This is a genomic window from Clostridium sp. AN503 (assembly GCF_040719375.1).
Taxonomy (GTDB): Bacteria; Bacillota; Clostridia; order Lachnospirales; family Lachnospiraceae; genus Brotaphodocola.
The window spans coordinates 3,135,513-3,158,639 of record NZ_JBFDTP010000002.1 but is presented as its reverse complement, the minus strand read 5'-3'; the positions used below and the strand labels follow the sequence as shown (position 1 = coordinate 3,158,639).

The 23,127-nt window shown below is 52.9% G+C and carries 19 protein-coding genes; 18 read left to right on the top strand and 1 reads right to left on the bottom strand.

Annotated features, from left to right (window positions below; translation table 11 throughout):
- Window positions 1-11: 11 nt before the first annotated feature.
- The 12 genes from rfbC (at window position 12) to AB1I67_RS21985 (ending at window position 11,273) form a co-directional block, all read left to right on the top strand.
- Complete coding sequence (gene rfbC, locus AB1I67_RS22040) at window positions 12-566, top strand: dTDP-4-dehydrorhamnose 3,5-epimerase (protein ID WP_367032483.1); 555 nt, start codon at window positions 12-14, stop codon at window positions 564-566.
- A 20-nt stretch (window positions 567-586) separates the two neighbouring features.
- Window positions 587-1,399, top strand: a complete 813-nt coding sequence (locus AB1I67_RS22035) for an ABC transporter permease (protein ID WP_367032482.1) — start codon at window positions 587-589, stop codon at window positions 1,397-1,399.
- 235 nt (window positions 1,400-1,634) lie between these two features.
- Window positions 1,635-3,254, top strand: a complete 1,620-nt coding sequence (locus AB1I67_RS22030; protein ID WP_367032481.1) for an ABC transporter substrate-binding protein — start codon at window positions 1,635-1,637, stop codon at window positions 3,252-3,254.
- 1 nt (window position 3,255) lies between these two features.
- Window positions 3,256-4,245: an ABC transporter permease gene (locus AB1I67_RS22025; RefSeq protein ID WP_367032480.1), complete on the top strand. Its 990-nt coding sequence runs from the start codon at window positions 3,256-3,258 to the stop codon at window positions 4,243-4,245.
- Window positions 4,242-5,069 (top strand): ABC transporter permease, encoded by an 828-nt coding sequence (locus AB1I67_RS22020; RefSeq protein ID WP_367032478.1) that lies wholly within the window; start codon window positions 4,242-4,244, stop codon window positions 5,067-5,069. The genes AB1I67_RS22025 and AB1I67_RS22020 overlap by 4 nt, the downstream gene beginning before the upstream one ends.
- A gap of 32 nt (window positions 5,070-5,101) precedes the next feature.
- A complete protein-coding gene (locus AB1I67_RS22015; RefSeq protein WP_367032477.1) occupies window positions 5,102-6,031 on the top strand; it encodes an ABC transporter ATP-binding protein in 930 nt (309 codons plus the stop codon).
- Window positions 6,032-6,120: 89 nt separating this feature from the next.
- Window positions 6,121-6,732 carry an ATP-binding cassette domain-containing protein gene (locus tag AB1I67_RS22010; protein ID WP_367032476.1) on the top strand — a complete coding sequence of 204 codons (612 nt, stop codon included), beginning with the start codon at window positions 6,121-6,123 and terminating at the stop codon, window positions 6,730-6,732.
- Window positions 6,733-6,735: 3 nt separating this feature from the next.
- Complete coding sequence (gene larB / locus AB1I67_RS22005; protein WP_367032474.1) at window positions 6,736-7,479, top strand: nickel pincer cofactor biosynthesis protein LarB; 744 nt, start codon at window positions 6,736-6,738, stop codon at window positions 7,477-7,479.
- A gap of 2 nt (window positions 7,480-7,481) precedes the next feature.
- A complete protein-coding gene (larC, locus tag AB1I67_RS22000; RefSeq protein WP_367032473.1) occupies window positions 7,482-8,738 on the top strand; it encodes a nickel pincer cofactor biosynthesis protein LarC in 1,257 nt (418 codons plus the stop codon).
- 93 nt (window positions 8,739-8,831) lie between these two features.
- Window positions 8,832-9,680: an ATP-dependent sacrificial sulfur transferase LarE gene (larE, locus tag AB1I67_RS21995; RefSeq protein WP_367032472.1), complete on the top strand. Its 849-nt coding sequence runs from the start codon at window positions 8,832-8,834 to the stop codon at window positions 9,678-9,680.
- Between the two features lie 126 nt (window positions 9,681-9,806).
- On the top strand, window positions 9,807-9,980 hold the full coding sequence (locus tag AB1I67_RS21990) for a putative holin-like toxin (RefSeq protein WP_367032470.1): 174 nt from the start codon (window positions 9,807-9,809) through the stop codon (window positions 9,978-9,980).
- Between the two features lie 243 nt (window positions 9,981-10,223).
- The gene (locus AB1I67_RS21985; RefSeq protein ID WP_367032468.1) at window positions 10,224-11,273 is read left to right on the top strand and encodes an acyltransferase family protein; all 1,050 of its coding nucleotides are present in this window, start codon (window positions 10,224-10,226) and stop codon (window positions 11,271-11,273) included.
- A 3-nt stretch (window positions 11,274-11,276) separates the two neighbouring features.
- On the opposite strand, the gene AB1I67_RS21980 is transcribed toward AB1I67_RS21985, so the two are convergent.
- Window positions 11,277-11,864: a TetR/AcrR family transcriptional regulator gene (locus AB1I67_RS21980; RefSeq protein WP_367032467.1), complete on the bottom strand. Its 588-nt coding sequence runs from the start codon at window positions 11,862-11,864 to the stop codon at window positions 11,277-11,279.
- Window positions 11,865-12,052: 188 nt separating this feature from the next.
- Here AB1I67_RS21980 and AB1I67_RS21975 point away from each other — a divergent pair, with 188 nt between their 5' ends.
- The 6 genes from AB1I67_RS21975 (at window position 12,053) to AB1I67_RS21950 (ending at window position 23,100) form a co-directional block, all read left to right on the top strand.
- Entirely contained in the window at window positions 12,053-14,314 is a 2,262-nt protein-coding gene (locus AB1I67_RS21975; RefSeq protein WP_367032466.1) for an MMPL family transporter, read from the top strand.
- A complete protein-coding gene (locus tag AB1I67_RS21970) occupies window positions 14,311-16,566 on the top strand; it encodes a hypothetical protein (protein WP_367032465.1) in 2,256 nt (751 codons plus the stop codon). Before AB1I67_RS21975 ends, AB1I67_RS21970 begins: the two co-directional genes overlap by 4 nt.
- Window positions 16,567-16,803: 237 nt before the next feature.
- Window positions 16,804-17,262, top strand: a complete 459-nt coding sequence (locus AB1I67_RS21965; protein ID WP_367032464.1) for a hypothetical protein — start codon at window positions 16,804-16,806, stop codon at window positions 17,260-17,262.
- Window positions 17,243-17,413, top strand: coding sequence for an HAD-IA family hydrolase (locus AB1I67_RS21960; protein WP_367032463.1), 171 nt, complete (start codon window positions 17,243-17,245; stop codon window positions 17,411-17,413). The genes AB1I67_RS21965 and AB1I67_RS21960 overlap by 20 nt, the downstream gene beginning before the upstream one ends.
- 62 nt (window positions 17,414-17,475) lie before the next feature.
- On the top strand, window positions 17,476-18,810 hold the full coding sequence (locus AB1I67_RS21955) for a M18 family aminopeptidase (RefSeq protein ID WP_367032462.1): 1,335 nt from the start codon (window positions 17,476-17,478) through the stop codon (window positions 18,808-18,810).
- A gap of 18 nt (window positions 18,811-18,828) precedes the next feature.
- Entirely contained in the window at window positions 18,829-23,100 is a 4,272-nt protein-coding gene (locus AB1I67_RS21950) for an EAL domain-containing protein (RefSeq protein WP_367032461.1), read from the top strand.
- Window positions 23,101-23,127 lie beyond the last annotated feature (27 nt).

The window sequence follows — 23,127 nt, the reverse complement described above, 5'->3', positions numbered from 1 at the left end:
GATCAAGGATAATGGGAAAGATTAAAGTAACCCCCTGTGAGATCGAGGGGCTGTATGTGATTGAACCGACTGTGTTTAAGGACGAGCGCGGCTATTTTGTGGAGACCTACAACCAGAATGATTTTAAGGAAGCGGGGCTTAACATGGTGTTTGTCCAGGATAACCAGTCCATGTCTGTCCGCGGAGTGCTGAGAGGCCTGCATTTCCAGAAGCAGTTTCCGCAGGGCAAGCTGGTGCGTGCCATCCGCGGTTCTGTATTTGATGTGGCGGTGGATCTGCGCGCAGATTCAAAGACTTATGGAAAATGGTTTGGCGTGGAGCTGACTGCGGAGAACAAGAAGCAGTTTTACATCCCGGAGGGATTTGCACATGGGTTCCTGGTGCTTTCGGATGAGGCGGAGTTTGCGTACAAATGCACGGATTTCTATCATCCGGGCGACGAGGGCGGACTGGCGTGGAACGATCCGGAGATCGGCGTGGAATGGCCGCTGCAGGATGGCGTGGAGCTGATCATTTCCGACAAGGATAAAAAGTGGAGCGGACTTAAGGATACGTTTAAGTTCTGACAAGAGAGGAATGAAAAACTATGACCTATCTGATTTCGCTGCTGAAGGAAATCGTGAAAAAGAGAAGGCTGATCTGGGATCTGGCGAAAGCAGACTTTAAAAAACGGTTTGTAGGCTCCTACTTCGGGATCGTGTGGATGTTTGTGCAGCCGCTTGTGACGGTGCTGATTTATTTCTTTATATTCCAGGTGGGATTTAAGAGTGTACCGCCGGTTCCGGGAGTGCCGTATGTTTTGTGGCTGGTGCCGGGGATCGTGCCCTGGTTCTTCTACAGCGAAGCATTAAACTGTGTCACCAACTGTCTTCAGGAGTACAGCTATCTTGTAAAAAAAGTGGTGTTCCAGGTGGAGATTCTGCCGATCATCAAGCTGATCTCCTGCCTGATCGTTCATGGCTTTTTTGTGCTGATCATGTTGCTGATGTTTTTCTGCTATGGCAGGCTGCCGCTTGCCACCTGGGTTCAGATTGTGTACTATACCTTTGCGGCTTCCATGCTGGCTCTGGCGATCGGATATCTGACATCTGCAGTCAATGTGTTCTTTAAGGACATGGCTCAGATCGTCAGCATCTGCCTGCAGTTTGGCATGTGGCTGACACCGATCATGTATCATGAAAGCCTGTTTGCGGACAAGGCTCCGTGGGTGGTGACTCTTTTAAAGATCAATCCATTCTATTACGTGGTCGCCGGATACCGGGACAGCATGCTGACCGGCAACTGGTTCTGGGAGCGTCCAAAGCTGGGACTTTATTTCTGGCTGGTGACGGTTGTGCTGGGGCTTTTGGGCTTAAAGGTATTTAAACGGCTGAGGCCACATTTTTCGGATGTTCTGTAAGGCAAACGTTTTACCATATATTTCTTGACGAGGCAGGGATACTGCCGTATACTAACAGGCATAGAGAGTGGACGGCACAAGCCGCCATGCGGTACCGAAGTACCTGCGTAAGAAAATCAGATTCAGAGATCAGAGCCAGGAAGGCATACCGCGTCCCCAAGGGATGCAGCGCTTTCCCGGCTTTTTTGATCCCTAAGGAATGAAAGACAGTGAAAACAGAGACAGGAGACAGAGTATGAAAAAAGCATGGTGGATTTTGGCGGGGTCTATGGCAGTGATGGCTTCGGCGCTTGGCGGCTGCGGACAGAGCGGCGCGGGTTCCGCTGCGGAGGTGGCAGGCAGCACAGGGAGCGCGGCCGGGAATGGAAGTGCAGGCAGTTCGGTCCGGGAGGATGTGATCGTGGTGATGGGGCCAACCTCGGAGCCGGAGGCAGGATTTGACCCGGCTTATGGTTGGGGAGCTGGGGAGCATGTACATGAACCGTTGATCCAGAGTACCCTGACTGTGACAACGCCGGATCTGAAAATTGACTATGACCTGGCAACCGCCATGGAGGCAGGCGAAGACGGGCTGACCTGGACAGTGGATATCCGCAACGATGCCAAATTTACAGACGGGGAGCCGCTGACGGCGGAGGATGTGGCGTTCACCTACAATACTTTGAGGGATACCAGTTCGGTCAATGATTTTACGATGCTTGAGTCAGCGGAGGCTGTGGACAGCGATACGGTGGTCTTTCATATGAAACGTCCCTATTCCATCTGGCCGTATACCATGGCTGTCGTGGGGATCGTGCCGGAGCATGCCTATGGACCGGATTATGGGGAACACCCGGTTGGCTCCGGGCGTTATATTTTGAAGCAGTGGGACAAGGGACAGCAGGTGATCCTGGAGGCCAACCCGGACTATTATGGAGACGCGCCGAAGATGAAAAGGGTGACGATCCTGTTTATGGACGAGGATGCGGCGTTTGCGGCAGCCAGGTCCGGGCAGGTGGATCTGGCCTATACGGCCGCCCCTTACTCAGATCAGACGGTGGAGGGATTTGAGCTGCTGTCCTTTGAGACTGTGGATAACCGGGGCTTCAACCTTCCGGCAGTTCCGGAAGCAAATAAATTCACAGCGGATGTGAACGTACGGCGGGCCATCAATCTGGCGATCAACCGGGAGGAAATGATCGGGAATGTGTTAAATGGTTATGGCAGCCCGGCATACAGCGTCTGCGACAAAATGCCCTGGTACAACGACAAAGCTCAGGTGGAGTATGACCCGGCTCAGGCGGAAACGCTGCTTGATGAGGCCGGATGGAAAAAGGGAGAGGACGGGATCCGGGAAAAGGATGGAGTCCGGGCGTCCTTTACCCTGATGTATCCGGCCAGCGATTCGGTGCGTCAGGCGCTTGCGGCAGATACCGCAAACCAGCTTAAAAAGATCGGGATAGAAGTGACGGCTCAGGGTGTGGGCTGGGATGAGGCTTATGACCGGGCGCTGAGCGAGCCGCTTATGTGGGGCTGGGGGGCGCATACGCCGATGGAGCTTTACAATATCTATCACAGCGCGCCAGGCGGCGGATACGCAGAGTACTCTCCTTATTCTAACGAGACCGTGGACCGGTATATGGATGAGGCGCTGGCAGAGAATGATCTGGAGGCGTCCTACAGGCTGTGGCAGAAAGCCCAGTGGGACGGCGTTTCAGGAATCACCCAGGAGGGGGATATCCCGTGGATCTGGCTGGTAAATATCGATCATCTCTACTGGGCGAAGGACGGTTTAAAGGTGGCACAGCAGAAGCTCCATCCTCACGGACATGGCTGGTCCATCGTAAACAATGTAGATGAGTGGAGTTGGGAGTAACATGATATCTTTTCAATTTATTGCGAAAAAAATAATACGGATGGCGGTGCTTCTGTTCCTTGTGAGTGTGCTGACCTTTGCTCTTGTCTCTGCGTCTCCGCTGGACCCGCTGGCTACCAACGTGGGCCAGGCTGCTCTGGGAAGCATGAGTCAGGAGCAGATTGCCAGGCTTCAGGAATACTGGGGCGTGGGTGTGCCGCCGGTAGAACGTTTTTTCTCCTGGGCAAAGGATTTCTTCCGGGGAGATTTTGGGATGTCTTTATTGTACCGGCAGCCGGTCATGCAGGTGATCGGGGTAAAGCTTAAAAATTCCCTGTGGCTGATGGTGACGGCGTGGGTTTTGTCCGGGCTGGTTGGTTTCGGTCTGGGAATCCTGGCCGGGAAAAAGCCGGGCAGCGCGGCGGACAGGATCATATCAGCGTATGCCCTGGTCACGGCGAGCACGCCGGCATTTTGGCTGGCTCTGGTCTTTCTCATGGTGTTTGCCATATGGCTGGGATGGCTTCCGATCGGGTTGAGCGTGCCGATCGGTGTGGAGGCGTCGGGAGTGACTATGGGTGACCGGATCGCCCATGCGGTCCTTCCTGCGCTCACCCTGTCGGTCACGGGGATCTCCAATATTGCGCTGCATACGCGGGAGAAGATGGCGGAGGCCATGGAAAGCGATTATGTGCTGTTTGCCCGTGCGCGGGGAGAGTCCGAAGGGCGGATTGCCATCCAGCACGGGATCCGCAATGTGCTCCTTCCGGCGATGACCCTTCAGTTCGCTTCCATCAGTGAGATATTTGGCGGATCGGTTCTGGTGGAGCAGGTGTTCTCCTATCCGGGGCTGGGGCAGGCTGCGGTCAGCGCCGGACTGGGGGGAGACGTACCGCTTCTATTGGGGATCACGGTGATCACGGCGGCGATCGTTTTTGCGGGAAATCTGACTGCCGATATCCTGTACCGGGCCGTGGACCCGAGAATCGGCGGAGAGGGGAGACGGGTATGAGGTCTGGCAAAGGAAACCGCCGCCAGATAACAGTATATCTGGCGGTTTTCTGCCTGGTCCTGCTGGCGGTCATCACGGCAGCGGGCCAGCTTTGGGCGGAGCGCGCCCAGGCTGTGGATTTTTCCAGGAAAAATATAGCTCCCTGTATTCAATATCCGTTTGGGACCGACTGGATGGGGCGTGATATGTTTGTGAGAACGGTCGCGGGACTGTCTCTCAGTATCCGTCTTGGGCTTCTGACCGCGGCGGTCAGTTCGGTCATCGCGCTGGCCTTGGGCCTGACGGCGGCCATGGGGCGGTTTGCGGACGGCGTGATCGGGTGCGTGATCGATACGGTGATGGGAATCCCTCATATCCTTTTGCTGGTGCTGATCTCTTATGCGGCGGGAAAAGGCTTCCGGGGCGTGGTCACAGGCATTGCCCTGACTCACTGGACTTCCCTTGCCCGGCTTTTGCGGGCGGAGACTTTGCAGCTTAAGGAAAGCCAGTATGTGCGGATTGCCGGAAAGCTGGGAAAAGGGCGGCTGTATATCGCGCATAAACATATGGTCCCACATTTACTGCCGCAGCTGTTTGTTGGCATGGTGCTGCTTTTTCCTCATGCCATCCTTCATGAGGCGAGCATTACGTTCCTGGGCTTCGGGCTGCCGCCGGAGCAGCCTGCTATCGGAGTGATCCTGTCGGAGAGCATGAAATATCTTGCTATGGGGCGGTGGTGGCTGGCGTTACTGCCGGGTGTCCTGCTGGTGTCCGTGGTGCTCATGTTCCATGCGGTTGGCGCTGCTGCAAGCGGGCTTTTGGACCCTGGGCAGGCCCATAGATAGGATGAGAAATGAAGAGATAAGGGGGCGGTTTTATGAACCGGTCGGAATCGGTATTAAAAGCAGAACATTTATCGGTAGCCTTCACCCAGTACGGACGTGGATGGTCGCGCAGACAGGTGACGGGGATCCGGGACCTGAGCCTGGAGGTCCATGAAGGGGAACTGGTGGCGGTAGTCGGTTCCAGCGGCTCCGGCAAGAGCCTGCTGGCCCATGCCATCATGGGGATACTGCCTTACAATGCGGTCTGCAGCGGAACCATTTATTATAAAGGGGAACTGCTGACGGAGAATCGTATAAAAGATCTGCGGGGAAATGAACTGGTGCTGGTCCCCCAAAGCGTTTCTTACTTAGACCCGCTTATGAAGGCAGGGGAGCAGGTGCGAAAGGGCAGGAAGGATCCACAAAGCCGCAGGAGGTGCCGGGAGATCCTTTCCCGCTATGGGCTGGGGGAGGAAACGGAAAGGCTCTATCCTTTTCAGCTGTCGGGTGGGATGACCAGGCGGATCCTGATCTCCACAGCGGTGCAGGAGTATCCCAAGCTGGTGATCGCGGATGAGCCGACGCCGGGGCTGCATCTGGAGGCGGCAAAACGGGTGATGGGACATTTCCGTGAGATCGCCGATGAGGGCGCGGGCGTACTTCTGATCACCCATGACCTGGAGCTGGCGCTTGAAACTGCGGACCGGATCGTGGTATTCTATGCGGGAATGAATCTGGAGGACGCGCGGGCGGAGGATTTCTCGGAGGAGGGCAGGCTCCGGCATCCGTATACGAAAGCCCTGTACCGCGCCATGCCGCAGAATGGATTTGCGGCACAGCCGGGGACTCAGCCATATGGAAAGGAAATGCCGCAGGGGTGTCCTTATGCTCCTCGATGCGAGGCGTGCGAAGCCCGGTGTGCGGAGCCGGTACCGTACCGGAGTCTGAGGGATGGTATGGTACGATGCTGGAAGGCGGAATGAGATGGCAGATCGGGTGACGGCAAGCGGAATGATACAGTAGAACCAGCTTACCACAGACAGAGCAAAGCGGAGGTTGAGAAGAAGGTTATATGAAACTGAAGGCGGAGAATATTTCGTTCCAATATGACAATGGAAACCGGAAGATACTAAATGAGGTCAGCCTGGAGCTGGACAGCGAAGACAGACTGGGGATCGCAGCTCCAAGCGGATTTGGCAAGACTACGCTCTGTAAGATCCTGGCGGGATATGAGGCGGCGGACGGCGGACAGGTCCTGTTGGACGGAAAGCCGATCGCTTCCTATGGCGGATACTGTCCGGTACAGATGATCTGGCAGCATCCGGAGCTTTCCGTGAACCCACGCCTGAAAATGAAGGAGGTGCTCAGGGAGGGTGACCGGGTTCCCCAGAGGATCGTGGAGGAGCTGGGGATTGAAGCGGAATGGCTGGACCGGTATCCTTCCGAGCTTTCCGGCGGGGAACTGCAACGGTTCTGCATTGCACGGGCGCTGGGGGATGGAACCAGGTTTTTGCTGGCGGATGAGATTACAACTATGCTGGATTTAATCACTCAAAGCCAGATATGGGATTTTTTGTTGAAGGAAGTGGCAGCACGGGAGATTGGCCTCCTGGTGGTGAGCCATTCGGAGACACTTTTAAGCCGGGTATGCACCCGGATCATGAATTTACAAAAAGGAGAATGAAGCATGGATGTACAGGCATTACTCCGTCAGGTAAAGGACGGACAGATGGAGATCGGGGAGGCACAGAAGCTTCTCAAGGACCTTCCATATGAGGATCTTGGCTATGCCAAACTGGATCACCACAGGGCGCTGCGCTCCGGATTCGGAGAAACCGTGTTCTGTCAGGGGAAACCGGACGCGTATCTGGCGGAGATCTTTAAAAAGTTTTATGACAGGGACGGACAGGTGCTGGGTACCCGGGCGTCTGAGGAACAATATAAGCTGGTGAAAAATGTGGTGCCTGCAGTTACATACGACCCGATTTCCCGCATCCTGAAGGTGGAGCAGGAGGGAAGAGAACGGACGGGTCTTGTGGCAGTATGCACCGGCGGCACGGCGGATATTCCGGTAGCAGAGGAAGCGGCGCAGACTGCCGAGTATTTCGGCTGCAGGGTGGACCGCATCTATGATGTGGGTGTGGCGGGAATCCACCGGCTGCTGTCCCAGAGAGACCGCCTGACTGCTGCAAACTGTATTGTGGCGGTGGCTGGAATGGAGGGCGCGCTGGGAACCGTGGTCGCAGGCCTGGTGGAATGCCCGGTGGTGGCGGTGCCCACTTCGGTAGGATACGGTGCAAGCTTTCACGGATTGTCAGCCCTTCTTACCATGCTCAATTCCTGCGCAAACGGAATCTCAGTGGTAAATATTGACAATGGATATGGCGCCGGATATCTGGCGACTCAAATAAACAGACTGGCGGTGAGATAAATATGGGGAAAATACTGTATCTGGAATGTAACTCGGGAATCAGCGGAGATATGACCGTGGGCGCCCTCCTGGATCTGGGCGCAGACCGGCAGGAGCTGGTGCGCGTGCTGGACAGCATGAATGTGGACGGGTATCATCTGCATTTTGGAAGAAAGACAACCTGCGGGCTGGATGCATATGATTTTGATGTACACTTGGAGGATGATGGGCATGAGCACAGCCACGACCATGAGCATAGTCACGACCATGAACACGGTCACGACCATGAGCATAGCCACAACCATCGCCATCCCCACACTCACCGCAATCTTCATGACATTTGTGCCATTATCGAGCGCATGGATACCAATGACCGCGTAAAAGAACTGGCGCGCAGGATGTTTTTGATCGTGGCGGAGGCGGAGTCCAAGGCCCATGGTCTTCCGGTGGAGCAGGTGCATTTTCATGAGGTGGGGGCGATCGATTCCATTATTGATATTGTCAGTGTGGCAGTGTGCGTGGACAATCTGGGTGTCACGGAAGTGGCGGTCTCCCCTCTTGCGGAAGGTCACGGACATGTCCGCTGCCAGCATGGGATCATTCCGGTCCCGGTGCCTGCAACGGCGAATATTGCGTCCGCCTATGGACTGGAATTTTCCTTTACAGACAACCAAGGGGAAATGGTGACGCCAACCGGTGCAGCAGTAGCAGCAGCGCTGCGCACCAGGGACAGCCTTCCTGCGGGATGTCGTCTTCTGAAGATTGGTATGGGTGCGGGTAATAAAGAATTTCGCCAGGCCAATGTACTGCGCGCCATGCTTTTAGAGGAGACAGGACAGCCGGACAACTCCGGCATGTGGGTGATGGAGGCCAATTTAGATGACTGTACCGGGGAGATGCTGGGCTTTGCCATGGAAGAGCTGCTGGCAGCAGGTGCGGCGGATGTGTGGTACACCCCGATTTTTATGAAGAAGAACAGACCGGCGTATACCCTGTCAGTATTGTACCGGGAGGCGGATCAGGATAAACTGGAACATATCATCTTTACCCAGACTACGACCATTGGAATCCGCCGCTATCCGGTGCAGCGCACCATATTGGACCGCAGACAGATCATGGTTGAGACGGAATACGGTCCAGTGGAAGTGAAGTTCTGCACCCATAAAGGAAGACAGTATGCTTATCCGGAATATGAGAGTGTAAGGAAAATCTGTAAGGAAAATGGACAGGATTTTCAAACCGTATATTGTGCGGCAAAGTTTGCGGCAGAGGAGAGCTAAGATCAGAGAGAAACTGAGATCAAAGGTGAGCTACGATCAGAGGGGAGCCGAGATCGGAAAAGAGCTGAAATCAAAAGAGAGGTAAGATCATACATGGCAGAAGAGACTTTAAATGGTGGGAATACGATTCCCGGTTCTGTGAAAACACCGCGTGAAAGACTGGAAGAAATGATGCAGAGACTGGCTGGGCAGGATATCTGCCTTGCCTTTTCCGGCGGGGTAGACTCCAGTCTGCTTTTAAAGGCGGCGGTGGACGCAGCGGCGCAGACAGGTGTAAAGGTATATGCAGTCACATTTGACAGCAGGCTCCATCCTTCCTGCGATCTGGAGATAGCCCGTCGCGTGGCGGAGGAGCTGGGCGGAATCCATCATGTCATTTCAGTCGATGAGCTGGAGCAGGAGGCCATCCGCCACAATCCGGCGGATCGCTGCTATCTCTGTAAATATCATCTGTTCGAGACACTGAAAAAATTTGCAGGAGAGCGCGGTATTTCCTGTATCCTGGACGGGACCAATGAGGATGATATGCATGTGTACCGGCCGGGGATCCGTGCTCTTTCGGAGCTGGGGATCATAAGTCCGCTGGCGCAGCTTCATATCACCAAAAAGGAGGTCAAGGAGCTGGCTGTGGAATATGGTATCTCTGTGGCTTCCCGCCCGTCCACTCCCTGTATGGCCACAAGGATTCCCTACGGCATGGATATCGATTATGATATGCTGGTGCGGATCGCGGAGGGAGAGGCATTTCTCCGTACCCGGGTGGAGGGAAATGTACGGCTGCGGCTTCACGGCAATGTGGCACGCATCGAGGTGGATGCGGATGCTCTTGCGAAGATTGTTGTGCAGAGGGAGGAGATCATAAAGAGGCTGAAAGAACTGGGATTTGTCTATCTGACTTTAGATCTGGAAGGGTTCCGGTCGGGGAGCATGGATATTTTTTGAAATATTATCTTTGCAAATGCATATGCTCTTATGTTAAAATAAATATTGGAAAGCACTCATGACAGGAGTGGCAGCCTCCCGGATTCTGTAAGCCCGGTTCGCCGGAGTACATAAGAAGGTCGCTGGATGTCCGGTGGACATCCGATTAGCGAGGACCGTAGCGGAGCGAAGACGGTGACGCAAATGACAGCTTATGAGATCGTTATGGTTATCATAGGGATATTAGCACTTTTGATATCCTTTGGCGGATTTATGATTGCGTTGCTTGCCTTTCTCGATAAGAGAAACAAGCGGAAATGAAATGCCCATCCTGTCGCCAACAGGATGGGCGGTGTCCGTAAGGACATTTAAAACCCTCATCTAGGAGGCATCCACTTTGGAGTGGGTGCTTTCTTTTCACTTTTATTATAATCAATCCCTTTCTAAATTTCAAGGGATTTTAGAGTTTTTGCGAGTATTTTATATTTGGCATTCATATGCTTACAGGGGCGATTGCCGCGTTAACATATCGATACAGACCACGCGAAAGGAGGAAAACACCCCATGACCGAATCACAATTCCGCAATAAAGTCACCTGGTTTTCGTTTGCCTTCAGCCTGTTAGTGGTCTGGGTCCACTCTTACAACGCCGAGCTTTTTCTGGGGCTTACCGCCGGAATGGAAGAAGTATACCGTGCGGAGCACTGGATCGGGGACAGTCTCGGGCAGATCGCGGTGCCGGGATTTTTCATGATATCGGCATATCTGTTCTATCGGGATTTTAGTTGGGAAAAGCTGTCGGGGAAATGGAAACGCCGCATCCGAAGTGTGCTGGTGCCTTTTATTCTGTGGAATTTTATCTATTATCTGGGGTATGTGATCGGGAGCAGACTGCCATGGATGACGGACGTGGTGGGAAAAGGGGTCATACCCTTTAACTTGTCCGCAGCGGTGGACGCGGTTATTCACTATACCTATAACTATGTATTCTGGTATTTATTTCAATTGATCCTGCTTATATTACTGGCTCCGCTGCTGTATCCGGTGCTGAAAAACATATGGAGCCGATGTTTGTTTTTTGTGGTTCTCTGGACCCTTGTGGCGGCAGAGATAGAACTTCCGTACCTGAATGCGGATGCGCTGATCTACTATTCCTTTGCCGCTTCTTTGGCGCTGTCTTCTGAAAATGGACCAATGATCGCCTGGAAGGATCCGGTTATGCAGGGTGGGAGCGCTGGACGGATGGGAACGGGCGCGCTATTCCTGATAGGCGCGGTCCTGTCCTGGCATGTGGGGCTTAGGACAGCATTTGTGCCGCTGTTCGTGCTGTGCCGTCTTCTGGCAGTCTCTGGACTGTGGCTCCTGGTGCCGGGGGAGAAACTGCCGGAAGCGAAGGATTTTATGCGCCATAATTTCTTTTTATATGCCACGCATTTTGCCTTTGTCCGGTTTATCAACAAGGCAGCAGCCATGGTGATCCCAGTGAATCAGTGGGGACCATTTGTGCTGTACCTGTTCATGCCGTTTCTGGTGCTTTTTGTGAGCGCGGTGCTGGGCAGGCTGCTGCGCCGCATCCTGCCGGAAGCATGGAGGCTGCTCAACGGATACCGGTGAGGTCTACGCCTGATTTGCCAGCAGCCGGAAAGCAGTGCCCATGACAGCCTTATCGGCAAGCTCGGCAAGCTGCTTTTTGGGCAGCTTCTGACCGGTGTCGATCCACTGTCTCAGCATTCCGATCAGCCCGTAAGTGACAAATTCAAAAAAGCAGTCGGTGATATCTCCCTCTGCGCCGGGAAACATGGTCTCTATGATCTCCAGGCCATTATGATGGATCAGGCTGTGGAACCGGATCAGAAAATCAGTGGAGGCATTGTTCTCAAACATGATACGGCAGATGGCTTCATTGTCACTGATATAATCGATGACCGGGATCAGCACCGGCATCAGGGTATCCCTCTGGAAATTATGCTTGTAGCAGTTGATCATCTCCTGAAAGCTTGACAGGACTTCCTCCTCGATATCCTGCAGCAGATGATAGGTATCACTGTAATGGAGATAAAAGGTGCCGCGGTTTAAGTCGGCCCGTTCCGTGATGTCTTTTACGGAAATATTCTTGAATTCTTTTTCCTGCAGCAGCTCGATCAGGCTGTCTTTTAGCAATTTTTGAGTTCGCCGGATCCGGCGGTCCTGCTTTTGTTCTTTCATAGAAACCTCCTTTTTCTTAATTGATAAAAAACATTTTCGAGGTATTTTTATTATTTGACGACATAAACGATAAGAAGTGTTGATAAAACATCAGTCAAAAATATATTGGTTATTGATGCCTTTTGACATATGTATTATAATATACACGTGTTGAAAAGTCAATAACATGTCTTCTAATGGAGTGGCGTATGAATAATAGAAATAAGACGTTTTTTGATAAGATTGTCCATTTAATTGTAAGCAAAGGAAAGCATATCGAGCGGGTCTTTCTGGCGGCGACGATCCTGTGTGCAGTCTGTTTTCCGTTTGTCGGCGTCAATTATGATCTGAGCAAATACCTGCCGGATTTTGCGCCCACGAAACAGGCGCTGGATGTGATGGAAGATGAGTTCGGATATCCCGGCACGGCGCGGATCATGGTGAAGGACGTCTCTTTGCAGGAAGCAAAGGCGATCCGCAAACGGATCTCGGAAGTGGACGGCGTGGACTTGGTGGTGGGAGCGGATCTGGCTACCAACGTTTACATGGGCGACGGATTTTTGACCAATGACCTGACGGATGAGTTTTACAAGGATGGGAATGCGGTCATGGAGATCATTTTTGAGGATGGTGATTCTGACAAAACTACCCACAAAGCCATCGATGAGATATACGAGATTGTAGGGATGGACCGGGGATGTTTTGCAGGCAGCGCGGTATCCAGCAAAGAGCGGGAGGCGTCCATCACCCGCGAGATCGCCATTGCCATTGGTCTGGCGCTGGTGATCATCTGGCTGATCCTGACGCTGACCACCACGTCCTGGATGGAGCCGTTCCTCTTTATCTTTGTAATGATCGTGGCGATCCTTTTGAATATGGGGTCCAATATTATATTTGGCAGGATCTCATTTTTTACATTTTCCACGGCGGCGATCCTGCAGCTTGCGGTATCCATGGACTACTCCATATTCCTGCTGCACACATTCAATGCGTACAAAAAACAGGGAATGGAACTGCATCTTGCCATGGAGGAAGCGCTCAAGGAGGCCTGCAGTTCGATTCTTGCCAGCGGCGCGACGACGATCGTCGGCTTTATCGTGATCGCATTCATGCGGTTTACCATTGGTAAGGATGTAGGGTTCGTCCTGACGAAGGGGATTATTTGCAGTCTGTTGGCGGTGCTCCTCCTGATGCCGACATTGATCCTGCAGTTCGATGACAAGATCGCAAAGACCGCACACCGTCCGTTTATCCCGTCCTTTGACCGGTTTGCCGGACTGATGTATAGGATTCGCCGAATTGTATTTGTACTTGCGATCCTGGCTGCGGTGCCCTGCTATTTCGGGCAGGGAATGAACCATTTTATGTATGGGGACAACGCCATCGGGGCGAGTCCCGGCACCCGCGTCTATGAGGATACCAAGAAGATTGACGCGATGTTCGGCAAATCCAATCCGGTGATCGCCATGGTGCCCAACGGCTCGGTGGTCCAGGAGCGGAAGCTGACGGAGGCGCTGGATGATCTGGATTATGTAAACTATGCACTCTCCATGTCCGGCACGATCCCCACGGGGATCCCGGAGAGTTTTCTGCCGAAAGCCATACGGGACCAGTTGAGGACGGACCATTACGCACGGATCATGATTTCCGTAGATTCGGAGCAGGAGAGCGAGTATGCATTTGAGTGCAGCCAGGGTCTGGAAAAGGTGCTCAAAGAATATTATCCGGAGGATTCCTATATGATCGGCATGACGTCGACCACCATCGACATCCGGGATATCCTGACGGACGACTACAAAAAAGTATCCTTGCTGTCACTGGCCGGGGTTGCGCTGGTGGTGATGGTTACCTTCCACTCCATCCTGGTACCGGTGCTGGTCATCATACCGATCGAGGTGGCGATCTATCTGAACATGACGCTGCCGTATATCATGGGTGAAAATATGATCTACATCGGGTATATTATCGTGAGCTGCCTGCAGTTGGGGGCGACCATCGACTATTCGATCCTGATGACTAACAACTATCTTGGATTTCGGAAGACTCACGACAGGAAGCAGGCGCAGGTCATGGCGATCTCCAAGAGCACCCTGTCCATCCTGACTTCCGGCGGGATCCTGACGGTGGTAGGTTACCTTTTGTTCTTCACCTCCTCCATCCAGGCCATCTCTCAGGTGGGACGCCTGGTCGGACGCGGCGCCATCTTAAGCATGGTGCTGGTGTTGTCACTGCTCCCGGCGCTCCTTAGCGCATTTGATAAGCCGATCCAGAAGCAGCAGTTGAAGGCGGCAAGAAAGAAAGAGAAAAAAGCGGCGACGGCGGCAGAAAAAGCAGCGGGGCGGACAGGGGGGTCTGTTCTGGAAGAACCTGTTGAAGAAGATCTACAGGCAAAAATGGAACAGACAGAACCGGAACAAATAAAACTGGAACAAATAGAACCGGCGCAGGAAGAAGGAGGAGAGACCGTATGAGACGGACAAAAAGAATATTCGCGGCAGCGCTTGCCGGGATCATGGCCTGTTCATGCTGGATGACGGGATATGCGGCAAGCCTGTCCCCTGCCTGTGACGAAACCATGTATATCACGCTGGATGAGGAAGGAAACATAGAGGAGAGCAGCGTAGTCAAGCGCTACGATGTGAAGGAAGACGGACAGATCACCGATTATGGTACATACGAAAAGATATCCAATTTGACGACCAATGCCCAGGCTGTTGCAAATGGCGACGGCAGCTACAGCTTTCCGGTGAGCGCAGCCGACGGTGCATTCTATTTTGAGGGAAAGACAGCGGTAAAAGAGGAGGAGCTGCCCTGGACGATCCGTGTAAAATATCTGCTCAATGGTGTGGAGACTCCGGCAGAGAAGCTGGCGGGAGAAAAAGGCCTGGTAGAAATACAGGTGGATCTGCTGCCCAACAAGCTGGTGTCCGCATATTACCGCAACAATATGTCACTGATCATGAGCACCATGGTCAATATGGATGATGCCTTGAGCGTCAGGGCGGAGGGCGCCCAGGTCCAGACCGTGGGCAATATGAGCGCCGTTATTTTTGTCGCCCTGCCCGGAGAGGAATGTCATTACACGGTGGCGGTCGGCAGCGATGACTTTGAATTTACAGGACTGATCTTTATGATGGTGCCGCTGACCTTAAGCCAGCTGGACCAGGTATCAGATCTAAAGGATGCAAAGGAAACTCTGGAGGACTCCAAGGATGCGCTGAGCGACAGCCTGGATGTGCTTTTAGATACCATGGAGCAGATGCAGACCGGCATAGCGGATACCGCAAGCGGACTGCGCGGTCTGGACAATGCCAGAGAGATCATCCACTCCTCCAGGGACGATGTATATGCAAAAGCAGATGCGGCTCTGGAACAGCTCGACGGCCTGGCAGAGTCACTAAAACCGTTTAAGGAGCACACGGACCGGGCGCAGAATGCGCTGACGGAGGTCCGCGGCGATATCAACAACATGACCTATGATATCAATGAATTGGAGCCGAAGCTGGGGGATCTGAAAGATACGGTGAGGTACCTGCGGGATGATATCGGTATGATCCAGGAAATGCTCGGCAGCCCCCAGATGGATTATGCATCCCAGACCTTCCTGCAGCTGCTGGAAAAGACGAAAAACGATCTGTTGACACTCAGCCAGTCCCAGGCGAATATGAGCCAGTCCATCGGCCAGCTGGGGCAGCTTCTTGCCAGCCTGCAGAAAAACGGCGCCAGCCTGGAAGAAAGCGCTGCGCTCCTTGCCAGTCTGGATCTGGATACGGATTATGACGCCGACGAGATGGAAGAGCTGCTGCTTGGCATCCAGGACAATGTGGAGTTGTACAATGATCTGGGCACACAGGGATCAGGAGATGACGGAAGTAATATAGCCGGGGGAGAAAGCCGGATACTTGCTGATGCCTCAAGGCAGACCACATCGAACTGGACCATCCCGCCGGAGGCAGAAGCGGCCCTGGGGCAGTTGATCTACACAACGACGGACTTTACCGGGAATAATGGGATTGAAGCAGATCTTGCCGGAATGATCAGCCTGACCCAGCAGGTTTTAGCTGCGCTGGAGGCACAGGAAAAACAGGATGGCGCCATGAGATCCGCGGTACATGAGACAAAGGATCTGCTCACCAATATCGGGAAGATCAGCCAGGTGGCGGAGGATATCTGCAGCGATATTGACGAGTTGAACCAGACTCTGGAAAAATATCACGAGGACGCGCTTTCGACGCTGGCGGACATGGGCCGCCTGACGGATCAGACCGCGGCCGGGGTGGAATCCTTGAGCAGCTTCTTTAAAACTCTGGAAAACCAGGTGAAGTCGGCGGGCGGAAGCCTGGATGAAGGGACAAAAGCCACCTTAAACGGCCTGGCAGATGTCCTGGACCATGCCGGGACCGGTTTAAACCAGACTGGTATCCTGCGCAACGCCAAGGATACGATCATTGACACCATTGATGACAAATGGGATGAATTCAGTGAGGAGCATACGACCATCCTGGATATCGACCTGGAAGCAGACCCGGTATCATTAACCTCCGACAAGAACCCGTCCCCGCACAGCATGCAGATCATCCTCCGCACAAAAGAGATCACGAAGGATGATGACGATAACAAGGTGGAGATTGACGAGACTTATTATCCGGAAGGAAATATCTTCCACCGGATCGGGATGATCTTCAAACGGATTTGGGAAGCGATCTGCTCCCTGTTCGGATGAGCATGGCATCGATAAAAAGAAAAGCAGCAAGGGCGCGGAATCCCGCGTCCTTTGCTGCTTTTTCTTCTGCAGTTCTACCGTGGTCCGGATTGTAGTTTCAGCTTCCAGGCTGCCGCCGAAAAACCTGTTTTAAAATCTATAAACTGGAGATCTCAATAGTTCCTTTTTTTACCCAAGTATGATACAATCATCCTATATGCACTTTTAGAAAAAGAAGTGTTTCAGGAGGATAAGCTTTTGATTAAAAATATAGTGTTTGATATGGGAAAAGTCCTGGTGGGATATGACGCTATGCGGGTGTGTGAGCGCCATATCGCGGATGCGCATGACCGGAAGCGGGTGTGCACGGCGGTCTTTGTCTCTCCGGAGTGGATCCAGATGGACATGGGCGTGCTTTTGGAGGAACAGGCGATCCGTCAGATATGCGGGCGGCTGCCGGAGCGGCTTCACGAAGCAGTGAGGCTCTGTATGCGCGACTGGCACAGATACTGTATGTACACCATGACAGAGATGGAGCCGGTGATCCGCGGACTGAAGGCGGAGGGCTACGGGATCTATCTTTGTTCCAATGCATCCCTGCGGCTGCTTTCCTGTTATCAGGATGTGATCCCGGCTGTGGATTGTTTTGACGGGTCTCTTTTCAGCGGAAGTAAAGTGCATCAAACCTCAGAAGGAGATGTACCATCACCTGTTTGAGCGGTTTGGGTTAAAGCCGGAGGAGTGCTATTTTATTGATGACATCCAGAACAACATCGATGGGGCGAAGGAGTGCGGCATGGACGGATACTGTTTTGCGGACGGTGATCTGGGTAAGCTGAAAGAAGCGCTGGCGGCGCTTAAAAGTTAGATTTACGAAAAAGGGAACAATATAACACTGATGTATCAGTACGTAGAAAGGACATAACAGCAATGAGTGAGACAAATATGGCATTTGACAGCATCAATAAAGAGCTTTTGGATTTTCTGGACAACAGCCCGAGCAGCTTCCATGCAGTGGCAAATATGAAGGACATGCTGGAGCATGAAGGCTACAGTAGGCTTCTGGAAGGCCAGAAGTGGGAACTTCGGCCAGGGGCGGGCTACTATGTGACGAGGAATGATTCGGCTCTGATCGCATTTAAGGTCCCGAGACAGGATTTTACAGGGTTCCAGATCATGGCAAGCCACAGCGATTCCCCGGTGTTCAAGATCAAGGCCAATGCCGAGATCGAGGTGGATAAAAAATATGTGAAGCTGAATGTGGAAAAGTACGGCGGCATGATCTGTTCTCCATGGCTGGACCGCCCCCTTTCCGTGGCGGGCCGGATCGTAGTGCGTACAGAGGACGGCATAGCCAGCAGACTGGTGAATGTGGACAGGGATCTGATGATCATCCCCAATCTTGCGATCCATATGAACCGCAGTGTTAATGAGGGGTATGAGTTCAATGCGCAGAAGGATATGCTCCCCCTGTTCTGTGATTCCGACGGAAGCGATGTTAAGGGGACGTTCTTAAACATGATCGCCCGGGAGGCGGGGGTTAGTTCAGAAGATATTCTGGATACAGATCTGTTTTTATATAACCGGATGAAGGGGACGGTGCTGGGACTGAATGGGGAATATATCGCCAGCCCGCACTTGGATGATCTGCAGTGTGCATTTGCCTCCCTGAAGGGATTTTTGGCGGCGGAGCCGAAAGACAGCGTTGCGGTGCACTGCGTTCTGGACAATGAAGAAGTTGGCAGCGGTACCAAGCAGGGGGCGGCGTCCACCTTCTTAAAGGATGTGCTGCACCGGATCAACAGCGCCATGGGGCGCACAGAGGAGGAGTATCTGACAGCCCTGGCCTCCAGCTTTATGGTGTCGGCGGACAATGCACACAGCATCCATCCCAACCAGCCGGATAAAGGGGACCCGACCAATCGTCCGTATATGAACCACGGGATCGTGATCAAGTACAGCGCCAACCAGAAGTACACCACCGATGCGGTTTCGGGCGCGCTGTTCAAGGCCCTGTGTGAGAAGGCAGGCGTACCTTACCAGACATTCCACAACCGTTCAGATATGCTGGGAGGCTCGACCCTGGGCAATATTTCCGGTACACAGGTGGCGCTCAACAGCGTGGATATCGGTCTTGCACAGCTGGCAATGCATTCCAACTATGAGACTGCAGGGAGCCGTGATACAGCATATCTGATCGAGGCGGCAAAGGTGCTGTTTTCGACATCTGTTTATGGCACAGGAGACGGGGACTACAGGTTTTAACGACAGAGGAGGCTGCTTGTGGCAGAGGAGAAGGGGTACCAGGAGGAGTTGGAGCAATATGTGGAGACGCTCCGTTTCTTGAATGAGAGTACGGAAGAATATCTTTATCTTCTGGATCTTCAGACGGAACGAATCCGCTTTTTTCGGGATCTATACAGCAGGTATGATCTGCCGGAGAAGGCGGATGAAGGATATAACCGTGCAGAGTGGGAGCATATTATCTATGCGAGAGATATTCCGGCTGTCCGGGAGGAGATGCGTGCACTTGAGCGGGGAGAGCGGGACCAGCACAGTATCCAGTACAGGTTGGTGGACCGGAAGGGGACCCGCGTATGGATCAGCAGCAGCGGCAGAGTCAGGCGGGATGTGGACGGAAGGCCGAGGATGATCATCGGCCGGATCACCGATACGATCCTGGGCAGGAAAACAGACCTGATCACAGGACTTCTCAATGAAGAGAAGCTGATGGAAGACCTGGCCGAATGCTTAAAGGCAGGAGGACAGGGATATCTGCTGGTGCTCGGTGTGGATAATTTCAGGAATGTAAATATGAAATACGGACGGGCCTTCGGCAACCGGCTCCTGAAGCGCATAGCTGACAGCCTGGACGAGATGGTCGTATCTGACATGCATATCTACCGTCTGAACGGGGACCGGTTTGCGGTGAACCTAACCGGGCAGGGGCGGGAGGATGTGGAGCGCGTTTACTCGGAACTTCAGGACAGGATGGCTTCCATGTGCACCCTTTCCGCCGGCGCGGTTTTTTATGGAGAGGGGATCGAGCGGGACGGCGGGCGTGTGTTCCAGTATGCGGAAAATGCCATGGATCAGGTCAAAAAGAGCGGCAAGAACGGTCTGGTGTTCTTTTCTGATGATGACTATGTGAGGAATCTTCAGATGGTAAACCTGCAGGATGAGCTGAGAAAAAGCGTGCAAAACGGGTTTAAAGGATTTTATCTGTGCTATCAGCCGCAGGTAGAGAGGAAGACATGCAGGATGCAGGGGGCGGAAGCGCTGCTCCGGTTCACATCACCCAGCCGGGGGCTTGTAGGCCCTGTGGAATTCATCCCAATCCTGGAACAGACGGGACTGATCAAGCAGGTGGGGAGATGGGTGCTCCGGACGGCTCTCCTTCAGTGCAGGGAGTGGAGAAAACGAATGCCGGATTTCCGGATCAGTGTAAATATCTCTTATGTGCAGCTGCGCGTAAAAGATGCGGAGCTGTGGGTGCTGAAGCTTTTGGATGAGCTTGAGATCCCCGGCGAGGCGCTGACTTTGGAGCTGACGGAGAGTATGCAGCTGCAGGATTACCAGTATTACAACAGGATCTTTTATCAGTGGGAAAAAGCTGGCATCCAGATCTCCATTGATGACTTTGGGACGGGATACTCAAGCCTTGGATACCTAAAGAGCGTGGAAGTCAATGAGGTCAAGATCGACCGCTGCTTTATCCGGGGGATCCAAAACAGCGCTTACAATTATAATCTGCTGAGCAATATGATAAACCTGGCTCACAGCGCCCAGATCCAGGTCTGCTGTGAGGGCGTGGAGACAGAGGAGGAGTTTCTCACTCTCCAAAAATTGAAACCGGATCTTTTGCAGGGATTTTTGTTCTGCAGGCCTTATACGAAGGAGCAGTTTGAGGAAACGTATTTTAGCGAGAGGACGGAGGCCTGGCGTGCACGGGAGGCGCGGGAGGAATATTTCCGGAGCCTTACTGCCAGGGAGGAACAGTATCATGTGCAGAAGCCGGAGGCGGATGAACTGGGCCTGGTGGTAGAGAATCTGGAGGAGATGATCTGCGTATGCGATCAGGATACCCATGAACTGCTGTATCTCAATTCCATCGGACGGCATATGACCGGATGTTTTGACTACAAAGGCAGGAAATGTTATGAACTGCTGTATGCCCGGACTGCCCCATGCCCGTCCTGCAATGAATGCCGGGACCGGAAAGATGAATTTTTTATTTGGGAAACAGAAAACCCATATCTGCACCGTCATTTTATCATGAAGGGCAAACTGATCCCCTGGCAGGGCAAGACGGCCCGTCTGGTGATCGGCATTGATGTGACGGAAAAGGAACTTACCAGCCAGCGGGTCAAGGAAAAGCTGGATTTCGAGCAAAATATTGCTGCCTGTACCAGAATGCTGGTTGAGGAACCCAACATGGAGCAGGCCATAGTAAAAGTGCTGGGAACGATCGGCGAATTCTATCATGCAGACAGAGCCAGCATTCTGGAGCCTTCCGAGGATCAGGGATACTGGGAGGACCGCTATGAGTGGTGCCGCGAAGGAGCGGAATCCCAGACCGGGATCCTCCAGCATGTTCCCGCCCATCTGATGCGCAGATGGATCACGGCATTTGAGCGGGGAGAGTCCGTAGTGGTGGAGGACTTGGAGACCCTCCGGGAAAAATATCCAGAAGAACGGCTTTTACTTAAGCGGCTGAATGTTGAAAAGATGATCGCAACCCCAATTTGGCGGGACAAAAAGATGATCGGTTACATTGCGGTGGACAATCCGCGTCACAGAGGGACCGATAATGCCTATTTAAATGCCATGGCTTGTTTTTTGGCGGACCGGGTGACCAGGATCAAGACGGAGGCGCGCCTGAACGATCTGCTGGACTGCCGGTATGAGGATATTTTAAACGCCACCAGCCTGGGCTTGTGGGTGATCCGTCTGGCTAAGGATAATGGGCGCAATGAAATGTTTGCGGACAGCATCATGCACCGTCTGATCGCCGCGCCCAGGGGATATACGCCTGAGCAGGTATATGAGCACTGGTACAACCGGATCAACGACGGATACTATAATTACGTGAACGCAGCGGTGGCGACAATGATAGAATCCCGGAAAAAGACGCAGCTGGAGTATACCTGGAACCACCCTGAAAAGGGGGAGGTGGTGGTCCGATGCACCGGAATCCGGGTAGAGGACAGCGATGGGATGATCTGTCTGGAAGGGTATCACCGGATCATCAGTGATGTGGAGAAACCCAAGTTCCTGCCGGATGCAACAGCCAGCATCATGTTTGAGTACAATGAGACAAAGCGGTCTATTTATTTCCATACGGGAAGAGAGCTGCTGGCAGGCGAAGCCAGAAAAGAAGAGAATTTCCCGGATTGCTGGATCGCTTCAGAGATGGTGCATCCTTATTTCGCAGACGGATTCCGGTCCATCTTCTCTCACGTAAAGGACAAGGAGATCTCTCACGGGGAGGAAATTCTTTTAAAAACAAAACACAATACCTATGAATGGTTCAAATTACGGACGCGACATCTGGGGAAGGAAATACAGGATGTCAATACCATTGTGGTGCTTTTGGACCCGGCGAACCAGGAACGGCTGGTGGAGATAGAGAATCTGAGAAAAACGGATTTCTACGAGGCGATGCTTTCTGAGACGATTGCATATGCTGAGGTAGATGTGACAAACCAAAACATCATATCCTCAGGCGGGCTGTGGAGCAGCTACGAGGAGGAGGCAAAGCGCTGGGGGGAGACTTTTTCCCAGGTTATGGACCGCCATATCAGAGAACTGCTGCTTCCGGGCGACCAGGAGGAGTGCTGCAGGCGGATGAGCCCGGAATATATAAAGCAGATGTATTATGATGGAAACCATACAGGGAAGGCCAGGTTCCGCCACCGCGTGGACGGCAGATATCGCTGGGTCGAGCTGGTGGTGCATGTGTTCCGGGAGGAGTATGCGGAGAACATGTATGCCCTGATGTATTTAAAAGACATCGATATGGAAAAGAAACGCGAGCTGGCGCAGGAACGTGCTGCGAGACGGGATTCTCTGACTGGTGTATTCAACCGCGGAGTATTTGAAAAAGAAGTTACTTCTTATATGACCAGGACAAGAAATGGGACGGGGGCGCTGCTCTTAGTGGACCTGGATGATTTTAAATCCATCAACGACCGGTACGGCCATCTGGAAGGCGATGTGGCTTTGAAAAACCTGACCCGCGTGCTCAGGACTGTGTTTGGCAGGGCGGGGATCGTGGGGCGCCTGGGTGGAGACGAATTTATGGTATTTGTAAAGAACATGGATACAAAGGAAGCCATGGACCGCAGCATGGAAACCCTGGTCGAGGTCCTGGAGCGGACCTGTGCCATTCCAATCGGCTGCAGTGTGGGGATCACATTCGTAGACAAGGAGGATTTCTGCTATAAAAAGAGCGTCAAGGAAGCGGATATTGCCCTGTATGAAAGTAAACGAAAAGGAAAGAATACCTACACCTATTATGAAAACCCTTCCTTTTTGGAAAACCATGGTATATAATAGGACATGCTTAAAATGAGATTAAGG

Bases quoted from the DNA above. Each gene is read 5' to 3' on its own strand.
- AB1I67_RS22025 (WP_367032480.1), top strand. From the start codon at position 3,256: ATGATATCTTTTCAATTTATTGCGAAAAAAATAATACGGATGGCGGTG.
- AB1I67_RS22035 (WP_367032482.1), top strand. From the start codon at position 587: ATGACCTATCTGATTTCGCTGCTGAAGGAAATCGTGAAAAAGAGAAGG.
- AB1I67_RS21970 (WP_367032465.1), top strand. From the start codon at position 14,311: ATGAGACGGACAAAAAGAATATTCGCGGCAGCGCTTGCCGGGATCATG.
- larB (WP_367032474.1), top strand. From the start codon at position 6,736: ATGGATGTACAGGCATTACTCCGTCAGGTAAAGGACGGACAGATGGAG.
- AB1I67_RS22030 (WP_367032481.1), top strand. From the start codon at position 1,635: ATGAAAAAAGCATGGTGGATTTTGGCGGGGTCTATGGCAGTGATGGCT.
- AB1I67_RS21975 (WP_367032466.1), top strand. From the start codon at position 12,053: ATGAATAATAGAAATAAGACGTTTTTTGATAAGATTGTCCATTTAATT.
- AB1I67_RS21955 (WP_367032462.1), top strand. From the start codon at position 17,476: ATGAGTGAGACAAATATGGCATTTGACAGCATCAATAAAGAGCTTTTG.
- AB1I67_RS21985 (WP_367032468.1), top strand. From the start codon at position 10,224: ATGACCGAATCACAATTCCGCAATAAAGTCACCTGGTTTTCGTTTGCC.
- AB1I67_RS22010 (WP_367032476.1), top strand. From the start codon at position 6,121: ATGAAACTGAAGGCGGAGAATATTTCGTTCCAATATGACAATGGAAAC.
- AB1I67_RS21960 (WP_367032463.1), top strand. From the start codon at position 17,243: ATGTACCATCACCTGTTTGAGCGGTTTGGGTTAAAGCCGGAGGAGTGC.
- AB1I67_RS22015 (WP_367032477.1), top strand. From the start codon at position 5,102: ATGAACCGGTCGGAATCGGTATTAAAAGCAGAACATTTATCGGTAGCC.
- AB1I67_RS21980 (WP_367032467.1), bottom strand. From the start codon at position 11,864: ATGAAAGAACAAAAGCAGGACCGCCGGATCCGGCGAACTCAAAAATTG.
- AB1I67_RS21990 (WP_367032470.1), top strand. From the start codon at position 9,807: ATGTCCGGTGGACATCCGATTAGCGAGGACCGTAGCGGAGCGAAGACG.
- larE (WP_367032472.1), top strand. From the start codon at position 8,832: ATGGCAGAAGAGACTTTAAATGGTGGGAATACGATTCCCGGTTCTGTG.
- larC (WP_367032473.1), top strand. From the start codon at position 7,482: ATGGGGAAAATACTGTATCTGGAATGTAACTCGGGAATCAGCGGAGAT.
- AB1I67_RS22020 (WP_367032478.1), top strand. From the start codon at position 4,242: ATGAGGTCTGGCAAAGGAAACCGCCGCCAGATAACAGTATATCTGGCG.
- rfbC (WP_367032483.1), top strand. From the start codon at position 12: ATGGGAAAGATTAAAGTAACCCCCTGTGAGATCGAGGGGCTGTATGTG.